21 protein-coding genes are annotated in these 21,575 nt (G+C 62.8%); 9 read left to right on the top strand and 12 right to left on the bottom strand.

Features of this window, described 5'->3' with window-relative positions:
• Positions 1-31 precede the first annotated feature (31 nt).
• A complete protein-coding gene (locus J7I79_RS03890; protein ID WP_214950857.1) occupies positions 32-1,261 on the top strand; it encodes an McrC family protein in 1,230 nt (409 codons plus the stop codon).
• Here J7I79_RS03890 and J7I79_RS03895 read toward each other — a convergent pair.
• A complete protein-coding gene (locus J7I79_RS03895) occupies positions 1,218-1,499 on the bottom strand; it encodes a hypothetical protein (protein WP_251042351.1) in 282 nt (93 codons plus the stop codon). The genes J7I79_RS03890 and J7I79_RS03895 overlap by 44 nt on opposite strands.
• A gap of 176 nt (positions 1,500-1,675) precedes the next feature.
• Here J7I79_RS03895 and J7I79_RS03900 point away from each other — a divergent pair, with 176 nt between their 5' ends.
• Positions 1,676-2,245: a TetR/AcrR family transcriptional regulator gene (locus J7I79_RS03900; protein WP_251042381.1), complete on the top strand. Its 570-nt coding sequence runs from the start codon at positions 1,676-1,678 to the stop codon at positions 2,243-2,245.
• On the opposite strand, the gene J7I79_RS03905 is transcribed toward J7I79_RS03900, so the two are convergent.
• The gene (locus J7I79_RS03905; RefSeq protein ID WP_214950541.1) at positions 2,242-3,909 is read right to left on the bottom strand and encodes an ATP-binding protein; all 1,668 of its coding nucleotides are present in this window, start codon (positions 3,907-3,909) and stop codon (positions 2,242-2,244) included. The genes J7I79_RS03900 and J7I79_RS03905 overlap by 4 nt on opposite strands.
• 101 nt (positions 3,910-4,010) lie before the next feature.
• On the opposite strand from J7I79_RS03905, the gene J7I79_RS03910 reads away from it, so the two are divergent.
• On the top strand, positions 4,011-4,766 hold the full coding sequence (locus J7I79_RS03910) for a response regulator transcription factor (protein WP_214950543.1): 756 nt from the start codon (positions 4,011-4,013) through the stop codon (positions 4,764-4,766).
• Positions 4,767-4,838: 72 nt separating this feature from the next.
• Here the strand turns inward: J7I79_RS03910 and J7I79_RS03915 are convergent, their stop codons facing one another.
• Positions 4,839-5,240, bottom strand: a complete 402-nt coding sequence (locus tag J7I79_RS03915) for an Hpt domain-containing protein (RefSeq protein WP_214950545.1) — start codon at positions 5,238-5,240, stop codon at positions 4,839-4,841.
• A gap of 236 nt (positions 5,241-5,476) precedes the next feature.
• On the opposite strand from J7I79_RS03915, the gene J7I79_RS03920 reads away from it, so the two are divergent.
• On the top strand, positions 5,477-6,694 hold the full coding sequence (locus J7I79_RS03920) for a glycosyl hydrolase (protein WP_311380510.1): 1,218 nt from the start codon (positions 5,477-5,479) through the stop codon (positions 6,692-6,694).
• A 46-nt stretch (positions 6,695-6,740) separates the two neighbouring features.
• On the opposite strand, the gene J7I79_RS03925 is transcribed toward J7I79_RS03920, so the two are convergent.
• The 4 genes from J7I79_RS03925 to J7I79_RS03940 all read right to left on the bottom strand — a co-directional run bounded on the left by J7I79_RS03925 (position 6,741) and on the right by J7I79_RS03940 (position 9,115).
• Positions 6,741-6,893, bottom strand: coding sequence for a hypothetical protein (locus J7I79_RS03925; RefSeq protein ID WP_214950549.1), 153 nt, complete (start codon positions 6,891-6,893; stop codon positions 6,741-6,743).
• 11 nt (positions 6,894-6,904) lie between these two features.
• Complete coding sequence (locus tag J7I79_RS03930; RefSeq protein ID WP_214950551.1) at positions 6,905-8,035, bottom strand: glycosyltransferase family 2 protein; 1,131 nt, start codon at positions 8,033-8,035, stop codon at positions 6,905-6,907.
• Between the two features lie 177 nt (positions 8,036-8,212).
• Positions 8,213-8,632 (bottom strand): very short patch repair endonuclease, encoded by a 420-nt coding sequence (locus J7I79_RS03935; protein ID WP_214950553.1) that lies wholly within the window; start codon positions 8,630-8,632, stop codon positions 8,213-8,215.
• A 48-nt stretch (positions 8,633-8,680) separates the two neighbouring features.
• Positions 8,681-9,115 (bottom strand): pyridoxamine 5'-phosphate oxidase family protein, encoded by a 435-nt coding sequence (locus tag J7I79_RS03940; protein WP_214950555.1) that lies wholly within the window; start codon positions 9,113-9,115, stop codon positions 8,681-8,683.
• Positions 9,116-9,495: 380 nt separating this feature from the next.
• Here J7I79_RS03940 and J7I79_RS03945 point away from each other — a divergent pair, with 380 nt between their 5' ends.
• On the top strand, positions 9,496-10,158 hold the full coding sequence (locus tag J7I79_RS03945) for a DUF6318 family protein (protein ID WP_214950557.1): 663 nt from the start codon (positions 9,496-9,498) through the stop codon (positions 10,156-10,158).
• A 525-nt stretch (positions 10,159-10,683) separates the two neighbouring features.
• The gene (locus J7I79_RS03950; RefSeq protein WP_311380511.1) at positions 10,684-11,139 is read left to right on the top strand and encodes a PKD domain-containing protein; all 456 of its coding nucleotides are present in this window, start codon (positions 10,684-10,686) and stop codon (positions 11,137-11,139) included.
• A gap of 59 nt (positions 11,140-11,198) precedes the next feature.
• Here the strand turns inward: J7I79_RS03950 and J7I79_RS03955 are convergent, their stop codons facing one another.
• Positions 11,199-12,506, bottom strand: a complete 1,308-nt coding sequence (locus J7I79_RS03955) for a GAF domain-containing protein (RefSeq protein WP_214950565.1) — start codon at positions 12,504-12,506, stop codon at positions 11,199-11,201.
• Between the two features lie 213 nt (positions 12,507-12,719).
• Here J7I79_RS03955 and J7I79_RS03960 point away from each other — a divergent pair, with 213 nt between their 5' ends.
• The 3 genes from J7I79_RS03960 (at position 12,720) to J7I79_RS03970 (ending at position 16,861) form a co-directional block, all read left to right on the top strand.
• A complete protein-coding gene (locus tag J7I79_RS03960) occupies positions 12,720-14,510 on the top strand; it encodes an NAD(P)/FAD-dependent oxidoreductase (RefSeq protein ID WP_214950567.1) in 1,791 nt (596 codons plus the stop codon).
• Positions 14,511-14,643: 133 nt separating this feature from the next.
• A complete protein-coding gene (locus J7I79_RS03965) occupies positions 14,644-15,699 on the top strand; it encodes a 2,3-butanediol dehydrogenase (RefSeq protein ID WP_214950569.1) in 1,056 nt (351 codons plus the stop codon).
• An 82-nt stretch (positions 15,700-15,781) separates the two neighbouring features.
• On the top strand, positions 15,782-16,861 hold the full coding sequence (locus tag J7I79_RS03970; RefSeq protein ID WP_214950571.1) for an alkene reductase: 1,080 nt from the start codon (positions 15,782-15,784) through the stop codon (positions 16,859-16,861).
• Positions 16,862-16,999: 138 nt separating this feature from the next.
• Here J7I79_RS03970 and J7I79_RS03975 read toward each other — a convergent pair whose 3' ends face one another.
• From J7I79_RS03975 to J7I79_RS03990, 4 genes are all read right to left on the bottom strand, one after another.
• Positions 17,000-18,085 (bottom strand): hypothetical protein, encoded by a 1,086-nt coding sequence (locus J7I79_RS03975; protein ID WP_214950573.1) that lies wholly within the window; start codon positions 18,083-18,085, stop codon positions 17,000-17,002.
• 117 nt (positions 18,086-18,202) lie between these two features.
• On the bottom strand, positions 18,203-19,474 hold the full coding sequence (locus J7I79_RS03980; RefSeq protein WP_214950575.1) for a glycosyltransferase family 4 protein: 1,272 nt from the start codon (positions 19,472-19,474) through the stop codon (positions 18,203-18,205).
• 64 nt (positions 19,475-19,538) lie between these two features.
• Complete coding sequence (locus tag J7I79_RS03985; RefSeq protein ID WP_214950576.1) at positions 19,539-20,480, bottom strand: glycosyltransferase family 2 protein; 942 nt, start codon at positions 20,478-20,480, stop codon at positions 19,539-19,541.
• Positions 20,477-21,565: an NAD(P)-dependent oxidoreductase gene (locus tag J7I79_RS03990; RefSeq protein ID WP_214950584.1), complete on the bottom strand. Its 1,089-nt coding sequence runs from the start codon at positions 21,563-21,565 to the stop codon at positions 20,477-20,479. The genes J7I79_RS03985 and J7I79_RS03990 overlap by 4 nt, the downstream gene beginning before the upstream one ends.
• Positions 21,566-21,575 lie beyond the last annotated feature (10 nt).

Here is a 21,575-nt window from a genome sequence, read left to right on the forward strand (position 1 = left end):
CACCCCGGTAAAGGCTGTCCGCCACATCGTCCTGGACGAGCTTTCCGGCGGCGTGGTGGACAAGCTTGACGCAGCAAGTGCCGCGTTCCTGAACGCCAGCGGCCTTGCCAAAGCGTCGCCCATGGGGATGGGGCTGTTCAGGATCGAACCGGTGGGCATGGTGGGGTCCGTGCGCACGTCCACTGTGCAGTTGGAGGTCCGTCCGAAGGACCGCCTGGGCCTCAGCCGGCTGCTGTTCCTGCTCAGCTACGCGGGGAACCAGGGCTTCCGCGATGATCCGGTGGCCGCCGTGGAGGACTCGGACCTGTGGAGCGCCCTGGCAGAATCGCTCGCGCAGCTGGCGGACCGTGCCCTGAGCCGAGGGGTCCTGCAGGGCTACCTCACCGTTCACGAATCGCTGCGGACGGTCAAGGGCAGGATCCGGATCTCGGACCAGATTTCCCGCCGGCCGGGAATGCTCGTGCCGCTGGAAGTCTCGTACGACGAATTCACCGAGGACATTGCCGAGAACCGGATCCTTCGGGCCGCCCTCGAGCGCATGGCCAGGGTTCCCCGCGTGCGGCCCGATGTCCAGAGCCGCCTGCGGCAGCTGAAGGGAAAGCTCGACGCCGTCACGCGCCTTCAGTCCGGAGCGCCGCTGCCGCCATGGCAGGCAAGCCGGAAGAATACCCGGTACCACGCGGTGCTCCGCCTGTCCGAGGTGATCCTTCGCAATGCCTCGGCCGAAGCGGGCGACGGAAAGCAACAGACGGCGTCGTTTGTAGTGGATATGGCGCAGGTGTTCGAGGATTTCGTGGGGACGGCACTCCGCGAAGCCATGGCTGCCCACCCCGGCGAGATGCGGCTGCAGTACAACGCCCTGCTGAACGAGGCCGTGCGCGACTCGGACCGGCTCACGGTGAGTCCCGACGCAGTGCACCTCCTGGGCGGCCGTCCCGTGGTGGTCTACGACACGAAGTACCGGGCGGCGACGGACCAGGGCGCGTCACTGTCCGCGGACCACTTCCAAATGCTTGCGTTCTGCACGGCCTTACGGGTTCCCACCGCCTGGCTGGTGTATGCAGGCGCGGGGGAAATGAAGCTCCGCCGCATCCTCAATACCGACATCGACGTGGTGGAGTACCCGCTTGATCTGTCCCTGCCGCCGGCGGACATCCTGGCAGCCGTTGCTGACCTGGCACAGCAGTCCTGGGGCGAAGTGGTGCGGCAGGCAGGACTTAATCAAGGATCGCGGGCTCGGAGCGGCCCGGCATCGACATGAGATGCATGAGCAATGCCCTCTCAGGGTTACCTTGGTTCTTGCTGAGGCAACGGCGCAGCTGATTGCGGATTTCAGATCCCTCCGGATCGGTGTCCGCCAGGATTGCATTGATGATTTCCCACGACTGGTGACGAATCGGCTCAAGATTCACGGGCACCCCAACGGCATGGATCCCGGACCGCGCCTGCCACGAATCGCCCTGGTGGGACTCACCGGCTGACAACATTTTCTTCGGCATCTCTTAACCTCCTGTGGCACAAGCGCTCTGGCTCAACGCCTGGGAATTCGACCGACCGGAATGTAAGAATCTTATCTCAGACAGACAAGTCTGTCTGCCTTTGCGTTAGACTATGTGTAATGACCCCAACGCCAGACGCTGTATCGGCACGGCCTGCGCCCCAAGGCGAGGTTGTGATGACTCCTGCCGACGCAAGGCAGCGGATTGTCGATACGGCTTACCAGCTTTTCGCGCGCCGGGGCATCCGCGACGTGGGCGTCAACGAGCTGATCAGCAGTGCCGGCGTGGCCAAGGCAACGTTCTACCGGCACTTTGCATCCAAGGATGAACTGGTGCTCGCCTTCCTCGAGCAACGCGACCGGGTGTGGACCGTGGACCTGATCGTTGCCGATGCGCGCCGCCGCGGCAGCACCCCCACCGAGCAGCTGCTGGCGATCTTCGATGTCTTCGGTGACTGGTTCCGCCGGGATGACTTTGAGGCGTGTTCCTTTATCAACATCCTGCTGGAAATGGGCGCCAACCATCCGCTGGGGCGTGCGAGCATTGACTACCTCGCCAAGATCCGGGGCCATGTCCAGCAGCTCGCGGAGGAGGCAGGGCTCCGGGATGCCGAGGACTTCTCCCGCTCATGGCACATCCTGATGAAGGGGTCCATCATCTCCGCGACGGAAGGCGACCCGGAAGCCTCCAAGCGAGCCCAGAGTATGGCCCGCGCCCTGATCGAGGAGTTCCGGCCACAACCCTAGACCGGCACCTTGACTGTGAAGGTGGTCCCTTCTCCCAGCGCGCTCCGCAGCTGGATGCTGCCGCCGTGTGCCTCAACAATGGCCTTGCTGATGGACAGTCCCAGCCCCACTCCCGGGATGGACGTGTTCCGCACGTTGCCGGTCCGAAAGAACTTCTTAAACACGTCGGCTTGGTCCTTTTCGCTCATGCCCATGCCGGAATCACTGACGTGGCACACCAGCTCTGATCCTTCCGAGCCCAAAGACACCACAACGTCGCCGCCATTAGGCGAATACTTGATGGCGTTGGAGACCAGGTTGTCCAGTACCTGTGACATGCGTGCGGAATCCACGTGGGCCTCCAGCCGCTCAGGGGCTTCTGCATGGAGCCGCACCTTCGCTGCCGCGGCGCGGGGGAGCGCGGCGCTGACGCTGGACCGCACAAGTTCGGCCACGTTGACCGCTTGCGGGCTCACGATGAGCTGCCCGCTCCGGCTGGCAAGCAGGTCCGAGACAAGCCCCAGCAGCCGCTCTGAGTTCCGCCGGATGATGTTGAGCGGTTCACGATGGGAATCCTGCAGTTCCTCTCCGTCATCCAGCAACAACTCCACATAGCCGAGGATGGAGGTCAGCGGGGTCCGGAACTCGTGGGAAACGTTGGCGACGAAGTCGTCTTTGGCCGCCAGCGCGTTCACCAGGTCCGTGACGTCGCTGAACACAATGACGGAGCCGGCGAAGGCGCCGTTGTGGTCCCGGATGGCGCGGGCGCTGGTAGTAATGGCGCGCTGTTCACTGCCGCTGCCAAGCCACACCAGGTTATCCGTGAAATTCTCACCCAACACCGCACGGCGGACAGGCCGCTCTTCCACCGGCACCTTGGTGATCCGGTCAGGCTGGAACACCAGGAGCTGGGATTCGTTCGGGTCGCTGTTTCCCGCCGGGGCGGCGAGCCGGTGGTTCTCCCGCTGTTTCCGGTTCATGAGGATGTCATGCCCGTCCGCGTCCACGGCCAGGACCCCCATGTGCACCGTTTCCAGCACCGAGTTGAGCAGCCGTTCCTGCCGCTTGCTGTCCTCGAGGGCGATTCGCAGCTGCGCATCCTTCTCCTCAAGATCGCGCTGCTGGCGGACCATGCTGAGCGTCAATACGCTGACTGACACGCCAATGCCCAGCATCATCACCGGCAGCAGCAGTGACTTCGCCAGATCCTGCCCCGTGACGTCGCCGCGAACAAACAAGGGCACCCAGATGATGCCCAGGGGAGCGACGAATGACATCAGCAGGGCGGTGCGCGGATAAATCCCCGACGCGCACAGCCAGATGACGGGAAAGACGGCCAGGAGGCTGATGCCCATGAGGCTTTCCTGTCCGCCTTCCCGCCCCAATGCGATCGAGACGAAATCAAGGAACGGGATCGCCAGGAAGCTGGCGTACGGCGTCCGGTCCCACGGCGTGAAGTAGCACAGGGCAAGAATGACGACCTGCGTCACCAGGAATGCGATGAAGGGGGGATTGCCAAGGGTGCCGGGGAAAAACAACAGCATCAGGACGGCAGTGAGCCCTGCAGTGATGGACAGCGGCATCTGGCTCAGCACTACCCGCCCCCGCAACGAGTACTCGTGGAACGGCCGTCGGAAGAACAGTATCCGGCCGGACGAGATGTCCCAGGTAAGGTTGCCGCTCATGGCCGGGTGAACAAAGTCGTGCGGTTTAGTGGACGCATACCACCACGATATCCGGCGACCGCTATACTTCTGACGGTATCGAGCGGACTGAGGGGGCTGCGATGAGTGAATCACGTGTGGGTCTGGTAATCGAGGATGACCACGACATTCGTGAACTGGTGCGGGTGGTGCTGGTTCAGGCCGGGTTCGATGTCCAAGTGGCCAGCAGCGGGGCGGCGGGTGTCGTAGCGGCCAAGGAGCTCAATCCCGCAGTCATCACCCTGGACCTGGGGCTCCCGGACATCGACGGCTTTGAAGTCGCCCGCCAGATCAGGGAGTTTTCCGATGCATACATCGTCATGCTGACGGCGCGTGCGGAGGAACTGGATACCCTCATCGGCCTGGAATCAGGGGCTGACGACTACCTGACAAAGCCCTTCCGTCCCCGGGAATTGCGCGCACGAGTCGCCGCCATGATGCGGCGTCCGCGTTCGACGTCGGACTCCTCCGCCGGTGGCAAGGCACCTGCCGCAGCGGGCGGCACCGGCCACACGCTGACGCACAACGGCCTCGAGTTCAGCTACGAGGCGCGGACCGTGAGCGTGGACGGGCGCGAACTGCACCTGACGCGCACTGAATTCGACCTGCTGCACGCCCTTCTTGAGGCCGGCCGGATGGTGCGGACCAAATCGGAACTGGTGAAGCGCCTGCGGGACGAGCCGTACGACGTCGGCGGCTACATCTCCGAAGCCGACGAACGGTCCGTTGAAGTGCACATGGGAAACCTCCGCAAGAAGCTGGGCGACAGCCCGCAGAATCCGCGGTGGCTCCAGACTGTCCGCGGTGTTGGGTACCGGTTGGCCCCGGCCGAACGCTGACTCTCAAGAGTTGCGCCCGTGCTCTGCGGCCGATAGCTCCGGGCGCTGGGCCGCGGGCTTAGGGCGCTGGGCTCAGGCCGCGACGGCGGCGGAGAGCCCGGCCACCGTCTGGCCTGTGCAGGCGTCCATGCTTTCCAGAAGAGCCAACTGGAGTAACGCCGGCCGCTCTCCGGGGATCCCCGGGTGGGTCTCCAGGTGCCTCAGGATGGTCTCGAGTTCGTCTGCGAGCATCCCCAGATACGCCGCCCCGACCATCTGGCTGGACGTCTTGACGCTCAGCACGGCGTCCATGGCCGCATCCAAATCCATGGCTTCCACGGCATGCCGGAGCCGGTCCAGCCGTTGCGGCAATTGCTGGATGTAGCTGTTGACGAACACGACGCAGTAGTCCGGGTCAGGCTCGAGTTCGCAGCGGAGTGTTTGAAGCACGGCGGGGTCAACGTACGGCTGGCTGGCGCCATCCTGTCCATCCATTGGACACCCCTTCCCTTTGCCTCGCACAGCTGGGATAGCGGGTGCGGACATAAACCTTGCCTCTTTTACAGTAGGGCTCCCGCGGCTGCGGAATGCGATTTCCAAAAAAATTTGCGCCAATCTTGATCAGACTGCCCCGCTTGAGCTTTAGGATCGGGACAAGTGCCTGTCGGCACCGAACTGACCTGTGGTCTTCCGGCCACCAGCCGATTGCGGGGATCGCTTTGTTCAGTACCGTGAAGACACTTCTTGTTGGCCTTCTTGTCGGGCTGGGACTGACCTTGGCGGCCATCCAGCCCGTCCAGGCAGCGCCGGCGGCCGCGCAGATTTCACTCAACCCGAATACAGGACCGGCAGGGTCCGCGGTGAATGTCAGCGGAACAGGGTTCAAGGTGTCCACCACAGGAACCGTCATCGTCGGGTCCTCCACCTTTTCGTTCAACACGGCGGCATCCGGTGCCTTCAGCACTTCCATCACGATCCCGGCCGCAGCCACTGGTTCGCTGACCATCACGGCCAAAACCTCCTCCGTCAAAGCATCGTCCGTGTTCAAGGTTGTTGCTGCCCCCGCGCCCACCGTCCCGCCGGTCAGCACCGCGGCGCTGCGCTTTGGAGTGGCCACGCCCGGCGGCCCGCTGGCCAGTGCTGAACTGGACGAAGTGTCCCAGTTGGCGGGGGAGAGCCCCTCCAGCGTGCTCTTCTACAAGGACTTCCTCCAGGCGCCGCCCATCACGGAGATGGACGCCGTACGGGCACGTGGCGCCGTCCCGCTGGTCACGTGGGAACCCTGGGCCTGGGGCGGCGGCCTGGAACAGCCCTCCTACTCCCTGGACAGGATTGCCGCCGGCGACTTTGACGCCCACATTGCGCAGTGGGGCCAGGCCTTGGCGTCTTGGGGCCAGCCCGTCCAGCTGAGGTTCGCCCATGAGATGAACGGCAACTGGTACCCGTGGGCCGAAGGCGTGAACGGAAACCAGTCCGGGGACTACGTCCAGGCCTGGCGGCATGTTCACGACGTCGTTGCTGCGACCGGTGCAAGCAACGTGTCCTGGGTATGGAGCCCAAATGTTCCCTACTTCGGGTCCACGGAGCTTGCCGGCCTGTTCCCAGGCGCCAGCTACGTGGACGTTGTGGCCCTCGACGGCTACAACTGGGGAACCTCGGCGTCGTGGAGCGGCTGGATTTCCCCGCAGGACCTGTTCGCCCCCGGGATAGCCCAGTTGCGTGCTCTGGCACCCGGAGTGCCCATCCTTATCGCAGAGACGGCTTCGAGTGAGGCCGGCGGCTCCAAAGCGGCCTGGAACACCGATCTGGTCAGCTATCTTGCAGCCCAGCCTGATGTCATGGGCTTCGTCTGGTTCCACCTTCAGAAGGAAACCGACTGGCGCATCAGCAGCACCGACGCCTCGGCGGCCGCATTCAAAACTGCGCTGGCGGCCCGCCGGGCGTCGTAGCGGCTGGTGCAGGGCGGCTCGGAACCCCTTGGGGACGCCGGGCCGCTTAGGGACGGACCTTGCCGCTGGGGCGGGCGAGGGCCAGGAGTGCTACGCCGATGAGCATCATGCCGAGGGCGGTGAGCAGGCCCGCGCCCATATTGAGCCCGGTGTAGGCCAAAGTGGCGCCTGCACCAGTCGCGGGCATTGCAGCGTTCATTCCGTACATGTTTAGTTGATTTCCTCTGCTGTGTATTGCGCTTCCCAGCGGTCAATCCGCCGCCGGGTGATCTTTCCTGTAAGCACGGCCCACCAGGAGGCCAGAAACCATCCGGACCGGAGCCACATGAAAACTTCCTGCGGGAAGAAGGACGCCGCTAGGGCAATGTCCTTCCAATCGCGGTGCGGAATCCGCCGTGCCCGCTTGATGTCCAGAGCCACGAAAAGGATCGGCACCAGCCACCAGAAGAGGACAAACCGGAAAACCCCGAGCACCAGGGACGCCGCCATCACGGCGAGCCACAGGAGCTTGAGGAACACCCCGAGCAAACCCATGGCCTGCTGGCCCCAGTCGCGCAGGGTCAGCCGGTTGACGCCCAGTTCGAGCAGGTCCTCCACGGTGCCCACCTGCCACTTCATCCGCTGGCCCCACAGCGCCTTTACCGACTTCATCGAGTCCGTGTAGGCGCGGACATCCGGGGAGACCTGGCACGTGTAGCCGAGTTCCCGGATGCGGTAGGTGAGCTCGAAGTCTTCAACCTGGGAGGTATAGACCCAGGGGCCCTCGCGGTCTTCCCGGGCCGCGACCTGCCGAAGGACACTGTTGTTGATGGCGCAGCCGGTTCCTGCCAGCACGCTGGTCCGCCCACGACGGAGCGCGACGTCGGTCCACGTGGCAAACTCTGCCTTCTGCAGCCGGCTGAGGATGCCGGGGTCTTGCATGGTGAATTTGGACGACGACCCGCCCAGGGGTTTTCCGGAAGGCGTTTGGGAGGCTGCGAATTCCTGGGCCCAGGCCGCCAGTGCATTGGGCGGCAGCACAGTGTCCGCGTCCAGGCAGATCACCACGTCGGCGTCGTACGCATATTCATTCCAAGCACGGTTCAACGCCTCGGACTTCCGGTGTTCGAGCCGTGGCAGTTCCATGACCGTGACAGGGTACTTCCGGGCCTCCCATGCGGTCGAATCCGAGCATCCGTTGGGGATCACCACGATCCGGTCCGCCGGGCGGGACTGCACCATCAGACCATCAAGGGTGGCACCGATGGAGCTGGCCTCGTTGTACGCGGGGACGAGGACGACTACCCGCAGTTGCCAGGCTGCCTCACGGGGATCCAAGTCGTCCGGCAAAGACGACGCCATGGCCGGTGGTAATGCTGACTGCAAAGAAGCCTCTTCAGAAGGAATTTACGGCCCTCGTCCTGAGGGCAACGGGTTCCATCCTGTTGGCCCTGCCTCAGTAAATGTCCGGGGATAGCCCAAAGATTGCATCAAGGTCTGCGCAGGTTTTCCCTTCACGGATTTCCTTAGTGACCGGTCTCACGCGAGGAATCGCTCCAGCTGCTGTTCCAGAGCGGAAATGTCCTTGAGTTCGCACTCCCAGACGGTGAGCACCTCCCAACCGGAGTCCTCAAGCAGCTGGCGCTGCTCGGCGTCGCGGTTCCTCGTGCGCGTCCGTTTGGCTTCCCAGAATTCTGCGTTCGCAGTGGGGGAATGCTGCCCTGCCCTGCAGTCATGGAAATGCCAGAAGCAGCCGTTGACGAAGATGACTTTGTGGCGCCCCGCGAACACCAAATCAGGGTTGCCGGGGAGTTTGCCGCCGTGCGCGCTTCCATGCAGGCGGTAGCGGTATCCCTTCGCATGCAACAGGCTCCGAACCAACAATTCCGGCTTAGTGTTCTTGTTCCGGATCCTGGACATGTTCCAGCTGCGCTGTTCTGGAGTCAGCCGGTCAACCATAGTTCAAGTCTAGGCGGGCCACATTCGAGGGGCCGGGGCCGCGGTCTCCTAGAAGTCACGCTCCGGCTGCTCACCGAACTGGAAGTGCCGGCCGCTGAGTGAGACCGGCTCGATCTCTACATAGAAGTCCTTCAGCGTGGGCACCCATGACTTCAAACCGAGTGATTCTGCCGCCGCGATGTCGGCAGAATTATCCAGGATGCGGGCTGTTCCGCGAAGCACCACGGACCACGCCTCGTCGGCCATGATGCCGTCCGCCTCAAAGAGGACTTTGGAGTTGATGGTCAGTTCCGCAAGTTTGTTACCCGGAGCGGTCCGGAGGTAGAGCTTGCGGCCGCCCACTGCATAGTTGACCGGGAAGATGTCCGGTTCTCCGGCGACGGTCACTACCAGCCGGCCGTGTTTTGTGCCCTCGAGAAGCCTCCAAGACTGGTCGTCGTCGAGATTCAAAATGGGATTGCCGTCTGCATGTGTGAACATCATGGGCTTATTCTTCAGCCGGGACGCGGCTGTTGGCCAGTGCCTTTGGGGAGCGATCTTTGAAACTGTCCATCCGTGCGGCAGGCGGCACGGACGTTTTTGGATGCGGGGCTCCATTGAGTGGTGCTCGCCGCAACGGCGGCGAACGTACGACGTCGGGCGTAGCGTTGGTTTTGCCGGAAGTGAATGGGCGTTCACCGGCTTTAGCTCCCGGCCGAGATATTAGTGACTTCCTAACGTATGCGCCGAATGGTAAAAACGGAGGCAATAGCTGTGGATAACTTTGAGCCTCAAAGTGTGACCTCGGTTACCCTTTAATAATCGTCCGGATTTATTGGCGGGCGGCTCGGACGTCTTGAAAACTATCGGGGGAATAGCTGCCCATGACATCTCGCACTTCGCCCTTCACACGGTTGCGCTATTCCGCGGCGGCAGTCCTTGCTGCTTCCGCTCTGGTCCTGACAGCGTGCAATGACGGTGGTAATCCGCCGGGCAACGACCCGACGTCCCCGTCGGCTTCAGAGTCAGCGTCGGCCTCAGCCACCTCGAGTCCCACACCTACGCCGTCCGCCGCCTACAAGCCGGCCGACGCCAAGGGCAAAGCCCAGAATGTGCCGGTCCCGGTGCTGCCTGAGGCGGCGAAGGCGGAGACCAAGGAGGGGCTGGAGGCTTTCGCGAAGTATTGGTATTCAACGCTTAGCTATGCCTATGAAACCGGCGAGCTGACCCCAATGAATCAAATATCTGGGGAAGGCTGCCTCAACTGCGAAGAAGCAACCAAGGTCATAGCCAACTGGAACTCAGATGGCCGATGGCTCGAGGGCGGTAAAGTCACGACGCCGGCAATCGAAACGACTTTTAAGGTGGCTCCAGATGGAAATTACCAGGTAGTCGTTCAAGTTCAGCAGTCAGAGATTCGGGCATACAAGTCTGACGGCTCTCGATCCGACAGTGTTATCCCTCCCTCGGACGTGGCTCAAATTTTCATGGCAAAGTGGTCTCTAGACCACTGGCAACTCGTCGACGTGCAACGTCTCAACGGTTAAGTCGGATCCATGGATGGGGGAAAGTGGACCAGTCGGCTTGTTATCTCGCTGTTGCTTGCGGCAACCGCAAGCCACGTCACATGTGGGCCGCTGGCCGCATCCGAGGGTTCCGATGAAGGGCCGCTAGCGGGCTTCGCTCCTGGAGGCATTGACGTCGGTGGATCCAAAACAATTTGGGTACTTGACCCGGATACAGGGACGCTGGTCCCGTCGACGAACGGAAATGCAACGGATCCCAACCAATACAGGGCTGATCTGCAGTGCCAGACTGACGAGAACAACTTAAGCGTGAAGTGTTTGCCTGGGCAACAGCAGTGTCCGCCTCGTGAAGAGGGCGGACACCCCGGGATCCCCGTGATCTGGAAGGTGGCGCCGCGAGGAATAGCCGATCCTGTGTGGTCAGACTGGGCCCCAAGCGGTGGAGGGCCGTCGTGCCTATATGACGAGAGCCCCGAGGACCTGCTTCCCCGCATCGCAGCCTTGATTCAGAGCGAGTTTCAGAAACTCCCCGTTGCCGCAGGAACTGTGACCGCTCAGCCGGCTCCGCACACCCTGCGCGGAGCCGAGACAAATTTCTATGCCGACTCTGCGGAGCAGCAGTTCGACATCACGATCCTCGCCCAGAAAGTGCATGTCGTTGCGACACCGGTTCAATACACGTGGAACTACGGCGACGGGACCACGCTCGGGCCGCAGCCCTCGGCGGGCGGGCCGCTCCCGCAGGACCGCTGGGGCGAGAAAACGCGCACCAGCCACGTTTACACCCAGACCGGCGATTTCCAGGTGGTGCTTACGACCCACTTCCAGGGGACGTACTCGGTCAACAGCGGACCACCGCTGCCCATCCCGGGACAGGGGCAGTTCAATTCGCCGCCTCAAACCATCAGCGTGTGGCGTTCCGTCACCCGAAACTACGCCGACGACTGCATCAGGAATCCGCAGGGCCAGGGCTGTCCGGGCGCCGCGCTGCGGGCACCGTAAGAGAGCCACGGCACCGCAGGGAGCCGCACGTCCGGCGCGACCATCGTCGCAATCACAAGCTACGCCTGCAGCTCCCGGTCCACCCGCTCCATCTGCGCCCGAACCAACTGATGGCGCGGATCGCTGGGCCCGACGAGGCTGGCCATTGCCGAAGCTGCTTCGGTATCTGATGAGCCCATGTCGCTCGCGCACCACCGCATCATGAGCTGGGCATTCCCGCTGGCACGGACTGACGCGCCCACTGCTTCGTTGAGCTCGTCCCGCATCAGCTGAACAGACAGGTTGGCCGAACGGTTGAGCAGCTTCGCAGGGTAAGCGGCCAGAGCGTCCAGCACCCGGCCCTCGCGCAAGTGGCCGGCAACGACAGACGCGTCCGTAACGACACGGATGGCCGAAGAGAAACGATAGGGGTTGGGTTCCACCACGTTGCCCAGGACGCCGCGGATTCGATGCATCTCCGTCCTGATGGCTGTTGCGGCACCGTCCTCGCCGTGAAGCCGATACGCCAGTTCGTCGGCGCTCCACCCCTGGGTCCGGGATGCCAGCAATGCCAGGATTTCCGCGCGGCGAAGAGTCAGTGGAAGCCGGGCACCGCCGTCGACCTCGGCGCCGGGAGTGTCACCCAGCAACCTCAGCATCAGCGTTGAGCGCACCGCGCTCGCGGGCTGCCGCAGGAGGTGGCCTGCGGCCGGGGCGCCGGCCGTCTTCAGCAGCTCCTCCGCCAGCCGAACACCGCAGCGCACCATGCGGAGGCTGTCCGGCGTCACCGATTCAAAGGGGCCGGACACATCGAGCACTCCCACAACTTCGCCCGTGAACGGATCGCGAATCGGCGCTGCCGTGCAGGCCCAGTCGTGATGGGTGCGCACCAGGTGTTCGGCGCTGAATAACTGCGCCGGTGCGCCGGTCACCAAGGCCTCGCCGATGGCGTTGGTCCCGACGCCGGATTCGGACCAGTCGGCTCCCTCAACGAACTCCAGGGAATCGGCCAGCCGCAGCGCCTGCCGGCTGGCAACCCGCCACAGCACCTCGCCCTGCTGGTCCGTGACGATCAGCAGATGGCGGCCCGCGGCGGACTCGTCGGCCAGTAGCTGCGACAAGGCCGGCATGACGGAGGCCAGCCGGTGCCCGGCGCTGAGCGAGCGCGCCTCCGACACGTCGTGCCGGTGGACAGGGCGGTGTTGATCAGGGTCGATCCCCAGTGCCAGCGATCGTTGCCAGGACTTGATAATGCCCGGCGAAAGGAACGGATCAGGGTTGCCCGAGATCGTGGCTTCATGGGCCTTCCGCAGCGTGCGTGCGTACTCCGCCGGCGCGGTAAACCTCAGGTCAGGAAGATAGGTGGCCGCGCCGGTGCCCGTCCGCATCCGCAATCTCCCAACTCGTCATCGAATCGATCCGGCCAAAAACCGGAGGCCGCTCTCCGGCAGTTCCTACGGCAGACAGCGCGAAGGAACAGGGGAGAGGTTCATGTCACTCGATTGTAACCCTCGGCGTCTTTTACTTGTGATGCGGGTCACGGGGCGCTCATGGCGAGGCGGACCGGGAGTGGCTCACTGAATGCAACGGAAAGAGGAATCATGCCTGAGACACCAAGCGGCATCGTGGAGGCCTGGCTGGCGCAGTTCGATGAGGCGCTGCGCTGCACCAACACCGATGCCGTACTGCAACTGTTCGAGGACGATTCGTACTGGCGCGACTTCGTATCCTTCACTTGGAACCTCAAAACACTGGAGGGCAAAGCGGAAATCCGGCGCATGCTGGACACCACGCTCGGCGACGTCCAGCCCGGCAACTGGAAACTCTCCGAGGATGCCACAGGGGACGCCGCGAACACAGAGGCGTGGGTGAATTTCGAAACCGCCCAGGCACGGGGCTACGCCCACCTGCGGCTACGCAACGGCAAATGCTGGACCCTGCTCACCACCATGCAGGAGCTCAAGGGATTCGAGGAAAAGAAGGGCCCCAACCGCGAGAAGGGCGTGGCGCACCAGATCAGTAGGGGCCGCAAGTCCTGGCTGGAACTCAAGGAGGAGGAAGCGGCAAAGCTCGGCTATGAGGGCCAGCCGTACACCGTGATCATCGGCGGCGGACAGGGCGGCATCGGACTTGGTGCGCGGCTCCGCCGGCTCGGCGTGCCCACCATCATCGTGGAGAAGAACGAGAAACCCGGCGATTCGTGGCGGAACCGCTACAAGTCCCTCCACCTGCACGACCCCGTCTGGTACGACCACCTGCCGTACATGAAGTTCCCGGACGACTGGCCGGTCTTTGCCGCCAAGGACAAGATCGGCGACTGGCTGGAGCATTACACCCGGATCATGGAGCTCAACTACTGGTCCAGGACCGAATGCACCAACGCCCGCTTTGATGAAGCGTCCCAGGAATGGATCGTTGAGGTAGTGCGCGACGGCGAACCGGTCACCTTGCGGCCCAAACAGCTCGTCTTCGCCTTGGGCGTCTCGGGTTACCCGAACGTTCCAGCGTTCGACGGCGCCGAGTCCTTTCTGGGGCAGCAGTACCACTCGTCCAAGCACCCGGGCGGTGGAGACTGGACGGGCAAGAAGGCAGTGGTGATCGGCTCCAACAACTCCGCGCACGATATCTGCGCCGATCTATGGGAACACGGCGCGGACGTCACCATGGTGCAGCGGTCCTCCACGCACATTGCCCGGAGCGAGTCGCTGATGGATCTCGCACTCGGTGACCTGTACTCGGAGAAGGCGCTCGCCAACGGCGTCACCACGGAGAAGGCCGACCTCCTGTTCGCGTCTCTGCCGTACCGGATCCTGCCGGAAGCCCAGATCCCGGTTTACCAGGAGATGGCCAAGCGCGACGCCGGGTTCTACTCCCAGCTTGAGGCCGCCGGCTTCGATCTGGACTTCGGAGTCGACGGTTCCGGCCTGTTCCTCAAATACCTGCGGCGCGGCTCCGGCTATTACATCGACGTCGGTGCCTCACAGCTGATCATCGACGGACGGGTCAAGCTCGCGAACGGCCAGGTCAGCAAGATCACCGGCAATGCCGTAGTCATGGACAGCGGGGCGGAGCTTGAAGCCGACGTCATCATCTATGCCACCGGCTACGGTTCCATGAACGGGTGGCTGGCCGACCTGGTCTCGCCCGAGGTGGCGGACTCCGTCGGCAAGTGCTGGGGGTACGGTTCGGACACGCCCAAGGACCCAGGCCCGTGGGAGGGTGAACTACGCAACATGTGGAAGCCCACCAATGTTGGGAGTCTCTGGATTCATGGCGGCAACCTGCACCAGAGCCGCCACTACTCCAACTACCTGGCGCTTCAGCTGAAGGCCCGGATGGAGGGGCTGCCGACGCCGGTCTACGAACTCCAGCCCACCCACCACGCGCGCTGACCCTGACGGGCCGTGACAATCACCAACCGGAAACCACACTGAGGGTGACGGCCCCTGCTGTGACAATCCAACGACATGCCGTGGATGTGCCTGGCCGGGTGCATCCACGGCCCGTAATGCGAAGGAAGACATCATGAAAGCAGCACGATTCCACGCCCGCGAGGATCTCCGGATCGAAGACATTCCGGAGCCGGGGTTGCGCCCCGGCGCCGTGAAGATCGCCGTCGCCTGGTGCGGGATCTGCGGTACAGACCTCCATGAATTCCTGGAGGGGCCCATCTTCACCCCGCCGGCCGGGCACCCCCACGGGCTGTCCCACGAGGCCGCCCCGGTCACCCTGGGGCATGAGTTCTCCGGCACTGTTGAGGAACTGGGCGAGGGCGTTACCGGGCTCTCCGTGGGCGACAGTGTGGTGGTGGAGCCCTACTTCGTCTGTGACGAATGCGGTCCGTGCCGGGAGGGCAACTACAACCTGTGCACCACGTTGGGCTTCATCGGGCTGGCCGGCGGCGGCGGGGGACTCAGCGAAAAGATCGTGGTCGACTCACGCTGGGTCCACCCCGTTGGCGACATCCCGCTGGACGAAGCCGCGCTCATCGAACCCCTTGCGGTGGCCTATCACGCCGTCTGCCGGAGCGGCCTCAAAGCCGGGGACGTCGCCGTCGTCGGCGGTGCAGGTCCCATCGGACTGCTCACTGCGGCAGTCCTGAAAGGGATCGGCGTCACTACCCTGGTGACCGAACTGTCCGCTGCGCGCAAAGAGAAGGCGACGTCGTCCGGCGTCGCGGATCATGTGATCGACCCGAGCAGAGACGACGTCAAGGCGCGCGTACTCGAGCTGACCGGCGGAGCAGGTGCGGACGCAGCCTTTGAGTGCGCGGGGGTGAACGCGGTGCTGGACACCATGCTCGACGTCGTGAAGCCTGCCGGTGTGGTGGTCAACGTGTCCATCTGGGGCCGCCCGGCCACGGTGGACATGCAGAAGATTGTCCTCAAGGAAATCGACCTGCGCGGCACCATTGCCTACCGGGGCGACCACGCGGCTGCCATCAAGCTGGTCCAGGAAGGGAAAGTGGACCTCAAACCTTTCATCACCGGACGAATTGCCCTCGAGGACCTGGTGGACAAGGGCGTCGATACGCTCATCAACCACAACGACACGGCGGTGAAGATCATCGTGCACCCTTAGTGATCCCCGTCTCATGCGGAATAGTTGCAGGCGCGCTCCAGTTGAGCTCAGTGGACCCCATCCGCTTCGAAAGGAACCGCGCATGTTGTTTTCCCCCATGACTCTCGGCGAGCTCGAACTGCCCAACCGCCTGGTAATGGCGCCGCTCACCCGCCTCCGCTCCGGCGAGGAGGGCGTGCCCGGTGCGCTCGTTGTTGAGCACTACCGCCAGCGCGCTTCGCTTGGCCTGATCGTCAGCGAGGGCATCTACCCCAGCCCCGCCGGCCGGTCCTACCCGGGGCAGCCCGGCATTGTCACCACCGAACAGATTGCCGGCTGGAAGAAGGTCACGGACGCTGTCCATGCCGAAGGCGGCCGGATCTTCGCGCAGATCATGCACGGCGGCCGGGTCTCCCACGAGGACATCAACGGCGGCCACCAGGTTGTCGCGCCCAGCGCCATCGCCCTCGAAGCTGAAACCCGCACGTACAAGGGCAAGCAGGCGCACCCCGTGCCGCACGAGCTCACCGCCGATGAGGTGCCCGTGGTGATCCAGGAAATCGTGACGGCGTCACGGAACGCCATTGAGGCAGGGTTCGACGGCGTTGAGCTGCACTCGGCCAACGGTTACCTGCTGCACGAATTCCTTGCGCCGGACACCAACGTGCGGTCGGACGGCTATGGCGGGTCTCCCGAGAACCGGGCACGGTTCGTCATCGAAACCGTCAATGCCGTCGTCGAAGCGCTCGGCGGAAACCGGGTGGGTATCCGGATCTCACCGGAACACGGCGTCCAGGGGATCGCGGAGAACGACCCCGCCGATGTCCGCGCAACCTACGAAGTTCTCGTGGACACGATCGCGCCGCTCAACCTGGCCTACCTGAGCATTCTGCACAACGATCCATCCGGCGCTCTGGTCCAGGACCTGAAAGCCCGCTTCAGGGGCACGTTCCTCGTCAACACCGGCTTCGGTGTCGTAACCTCCCGCGATGAAGCCATCTCCCTCGTTGCCGACGGCCATGCCGACGCAGTTGTCGTGGGCCGGCCCGCCATCGCCAACCCGGACCTCGTCCGCCGCTGGCGCGAGGGCCTGCCGGTCAACGAGCCGGACCAGGCCACGTTCTATGGCGACAGCGCGGCAGGATACACCGACTACCCCTTCTACGAGGAGTCCCGGAACTAGCCATCTCGAGATAGCGATACGCTCCTCACACGGGCTGCAATCCGGCGGGCGCAACCCAGTTGTGCCCGCCGGATTGTTGCCATGCGTGGCCGATCGTTAGTGTTGGCCGCCCCTGCGCCCGGAGACAGCGGCTTTCAACTAGTACCTCATGACCTGGATGGCCGCCGTGAAACCTGGACGGGGTGCCCAATTTTCCCCGATGAGTCCGAAGGCGTTGCTGCCGTCGTCGCGAAGCTGATAGACAATGATGGCCAAGGGCCTGGCCTGTTTTGCGGCCGCTATCGCCGCAGGCACGAAAAGACGTTGGTCTTCGGAGGACCACTTTCCGGCAACCTGCAGCCCAACCTCAGCAATGATCACGGGCTTTCCGTAGCGGAGCTTGGTGTCGTTAATGCGTTTTGGGAGCATTTCGATTTCAACGAAGCTGTCCGCCGGGTACACATCCAATGAGATGACGTCCAAGTATTGCGAAATACCGTCGAAGTACTTCTGCCATCTGGCCTGGCGTTCATCCGACATCGGCCATCCAGTGGATGTGGTTGTCAGCAGCACCCGGGGGTTCACGGCTTTTATCGTCGCTCTGGCTATGGCCAGCATGGAGCCAAGATCGGACAGGTATTCGGGGGTGAGGTCCTCAACGGGTTGGCTTAGCAGCCGAAAATGGGCTGTGTCGGATTCGCTGTAGACCTGCCAAACAGCCACCTTGTTCGCAAAGCGCCGTGCGAGAGTATCCCAGAACTGGCCCAGGGTGACTTTGTAATCATCGAAAGAGGTGGCCGGATTATTTTCGGCGTCCGCGGTAATCAGGTGAATGGCAAGCCCTTTGGAGTTGACGTAGTCGATGGCGGCGTCATATTGCTTCAACGCTTCCTCATCCCAAATAATTTGCCGCCCCGGGTCCGCGACTTCCATGATGTCCCAGCCAACGATTCCCAAGCGGACCCACTTCTGCCCGTTGGCGACCAAGAGATCGATGTCCTTCTTGAAATCGTCCAGGCTCGGGCCACGGCCGCTGGTGGAGAAGAGCACCATAAAGCCAAAACCAGGCGTGAGCCCCTCAGCCCCGACGGTGGCCGGCCCCACTAGCGAACTCTCGGCCGTCGTCAATCCTGACGCACTTCCGCCGCTTCCCGGTGGAGCGGCGGCGGTGATTGAAGTTGCGACGACCACAAGGATTAGTGCCACCAGGCTGAAGCGGCGCGAAGGTTGAATGCTGCTTGTCATGGCTTCCTCCGATTTCTGTTTCTCACGGTTCGCGCCTCCCATAGGCCTGCCGCATCTCCGCCTCGGAGCGGAACGACTACCGGGGAACGGCTCTGGCTGGTGCGCAAATTGGTCGGCTCAACTCCGTGCCGGCGCAGGCTTCAAGCCTCCTCTTAACCCCTGTTCGGCGCCAAGGCCTCCTGCTGCGGAAGGTCGGCCTGTATTTTTCGAGACATCGCGGTACAGATCGAGGTACTGCCTGCAGACTTCTGGCCAACCCAACCGGGGATGGACTTCCGACCGGACCGATGCCCTAAGGGATGTGTAGGCGGGCGCTTGCCAGAGCTTCAGTACCCCGTCTGCTATGCCGCGGGCGTCAGCACCTGGTGCGACGAGCAGCGAGGAGAGTTTTCCGACGATCTCGGGGTTTGCGGCCACGGGTGTCACCAAGGGGACTGCACCACAGGCCATGGCCTCGACTGTTGAAAGCCCAAAGCCTTCAAGGGTTCGGGTGGGGGTTACTGCGATGTCGGCTCGCCTGTACCAGTCCCGGAGATCCGCGTCACTGATACGGCCGACCAGGTGCACCGTTTCGTGGAGTCCCAGTTCCGTTATGATCCGTTGCAGCCGCTCCCTGAGAGGCCCGTCGCCCGCTACTGTCAGCCTCGCATCGGGTTTTTGTTCCAGGACGAACGGCATGGCACGGATAAGTTCTTCGACCCCGGTCCGGCTGACCAACCGGCGGGCGGTGAAAAGCCTAGGCCCCTTGGCTGGTTCCCGTGTCTCAGGCTGCGGTTCGGGAGAAAACCACGATGTGTCGAGCCCTCCGGGGATGCGGGTGACGCCCTCGGGAGGCTTGGCGGTGAGCTCGACAACCTCGTCACACACGAATTGGCTGAGGGTCACCACGCGTTTCGCAGAGCGGATGACGAGCTTCTCAACCACCTTGAAGGTGCCAATGAACGCATCCTGGACAATCGCAGGCAGGCGGTAGCTGTCCTGCCTTTCGTCCAGAATCTCCTTATGCACCGGCGCGTGGCACGTGTAGACATATGGCATTCGGCGGAGCAACGGATAGATCATGGGCAGCGGGAAGTGTCCGTGGATGATGGTGCTCCCGGTTTCGTGGGGGACCATTGCCGCTGATATTGCCCGGCTGACTCCCGTGGCCACGGAAAATGGATATTTGATGACAAACAAAGGGTCCCGCTTCGACGGCACCTCGTAGCGCTGCACTTTGACACCGTCGGCAAACTCCTCCTGGAGTGGCTGGAGTTCATGGGTTCTTTTCGAAACAACAGTGACTAGATGGCCCTGCCGGACTATTTCAGCAGAAAGCTCGCGGACGTATCTCTCGAGCCCGCCCAGTTTGTCGGGTGCCACGACATTTGTCACCATCACGATGTGCATTTGGGAACTTTGCTGACTCATTGCGGTGTCCTTCCGGTGTTGCAGAATGAGGATGGTCAGAGGCTCACATTTCGGGTGCCGATTCAAGCCCGACGGTGGCGCCGTGCCGGGTTAGTGGCACCTTCAGTCCTTCCAGGAAGGAGCGTTGGCGCAAGAGGTAGTGCGGTATGGTGTCCCGCCGTGCCGCCACCCTCGCCATCATCCACACCTGCATGTACGCCAGCGCCGTGACCTTCTGGACTGTGGAACAGTGCTTTCTGGTGACCAGGACCCAGTTCCGCGAAATCCACCGCACGGAGAAAGGCGAAAGATAGCCGCCGGTAAGACTGCTCGCCTTGTGGATTATTTTGTACTCGCCGGTCAGCCAATAGGGAAACCCGGCTGCCTTTGCCCGGATGGCAAAATCGACGTCGTCGAAGTAGACGAAGTAATCCTTGTCCATGCCGCCTATGAGATTGATAACGTCACGGTGGATCAGGAGGCAGCAAGTGGACGCATACGGGGTCTTGTGCAATCCTCGGGGGGCGCCGACAATAGGCGACCCCATTTTTTCGTGCCGCACCTTCATGCCCTGATAGGGAGAAATGGTGCCCCCCGCATACCAGACGCTTTCGACTGGTTCAGTACCCTCAATTGTTGGCGTCAGAATATGCAGACCCTGTTCAGTTGCCGTTTCCAGCAAACCAGCAAGCGTACCCTCAGGGATTATGATGTCGTTGTTCAGCAGGAGGATCCACTCTGCACCGTCACTCAGCGCTGCTGAAATTCCTTGGTTGTTGCCCACCGCGACACCGAGATTTTCAGCATTGGCGCGAACTGACATATCTATTCGGTCTTTGTATCGCGCAGCGACTTCAAGCGTCTTATCAGCGGACGCATTGTCGATGAGATAGAGCTTGATTTTGGGCAGGCGGGGGTCCGTCAGCAAACTGTTGAAAAAATCCTCCAAGACGTCCTGGCTGTTGTAGGTGACCGTCACGAGGGCAAGGGGGGCGACGGTGTTCATTTGCTGGCTCCTTGATGAGCCCATTCCATGAGATCCGCGAGACCCTCCCGGAATGGAACCACCGGTTTGTAACCTATTTCCCTGCGGGCACATTCCACATCAGCGAACGCGGAGCGAACATCCCCAGCGCGGTACCGGCGCGAGGTGGCAGGCGGAGGTGACCCCGCAGCCATAGCCAGTTGGGTTGCGTAGGCGAACAGCGTCCCGTGTGTCCCGGATCCGATATCCAAAGTGCGTGGCTGCGTGGCCGGCGGCGGGGCCGACAACGCACAGAGGATGGCTTGCACTACATCAGTGACGTGGACAAAATCACGGATAATGCCGCCATCCTCGTAAACCTCCACAGTCTCGCCGCTGGCGGCCTGGCGGGCGAAGTACGTCAGGACACCGGTATAGGCGTTATCCAGCGCCTGCCCGGCTCCATAGACATTCTGGAGCCGGAGGATGCTGAGCGGCACCTGGAATGACTGGCACCAGGACGACAGGATGTTCTCCTGCGCAAGTTTCGTGGCCGCGTAGATGTTCGTCGGGCGTGGACTGACCCGGGCGGCGCTGTTAGGCATTGGCTTGCCCCGCTGACCGGCGGGTCCCAAGGGAGCCCAGCGGGCATTTTCGAGGGCGAGGGCGTCCCGCGGCCGGGCGCTGAACGTTTGTCCGGAAGGTTCGGCCCAGTCCCCCTCCCCGTAAACTGCCCGGGAGGACGTCAGCAGAACATGATTCGGGAGCGCGCTGGCACGGTGGAGGGCGTCAATCATAACTGCCGTCCCGTGCACATTCGTGTGGGAGTGGCGTGCCGATTCGGTCAACGACTGACCTGTTCCGGTCTCCGCCGCCAGATGGATTAGCATCGTCGGCGTGAACCCGGACAGGACTTCACCCCAGATGTCCGGATCAGCTATGTCGCCCCTGTGGAACGTTGCGTTCTCGGCCATGACCACCGGCAATGGCAGGAAGCCGTGGACCTGCGGATGCAGGTTGTCGACAACTACAACCTGCTGTGCGGACGCCAGTTCCTTCTGCAGCTTTGTGCCGATGAAACCTGCACCGCCCGTTATCAGTATGTTTTCTCCACGCAGATCGTTCATGTCAGTTCCT

Origin of the sequence: Arthrobacter sp. ISL-69 (assembly GCF_018613775.1) — a bacterium.
Taxonomy (GTDB): Bacteria; Actinomycetota; Actinomycetes; order Actinomycetales; family Micrococcaceae; genus Arthrobacter.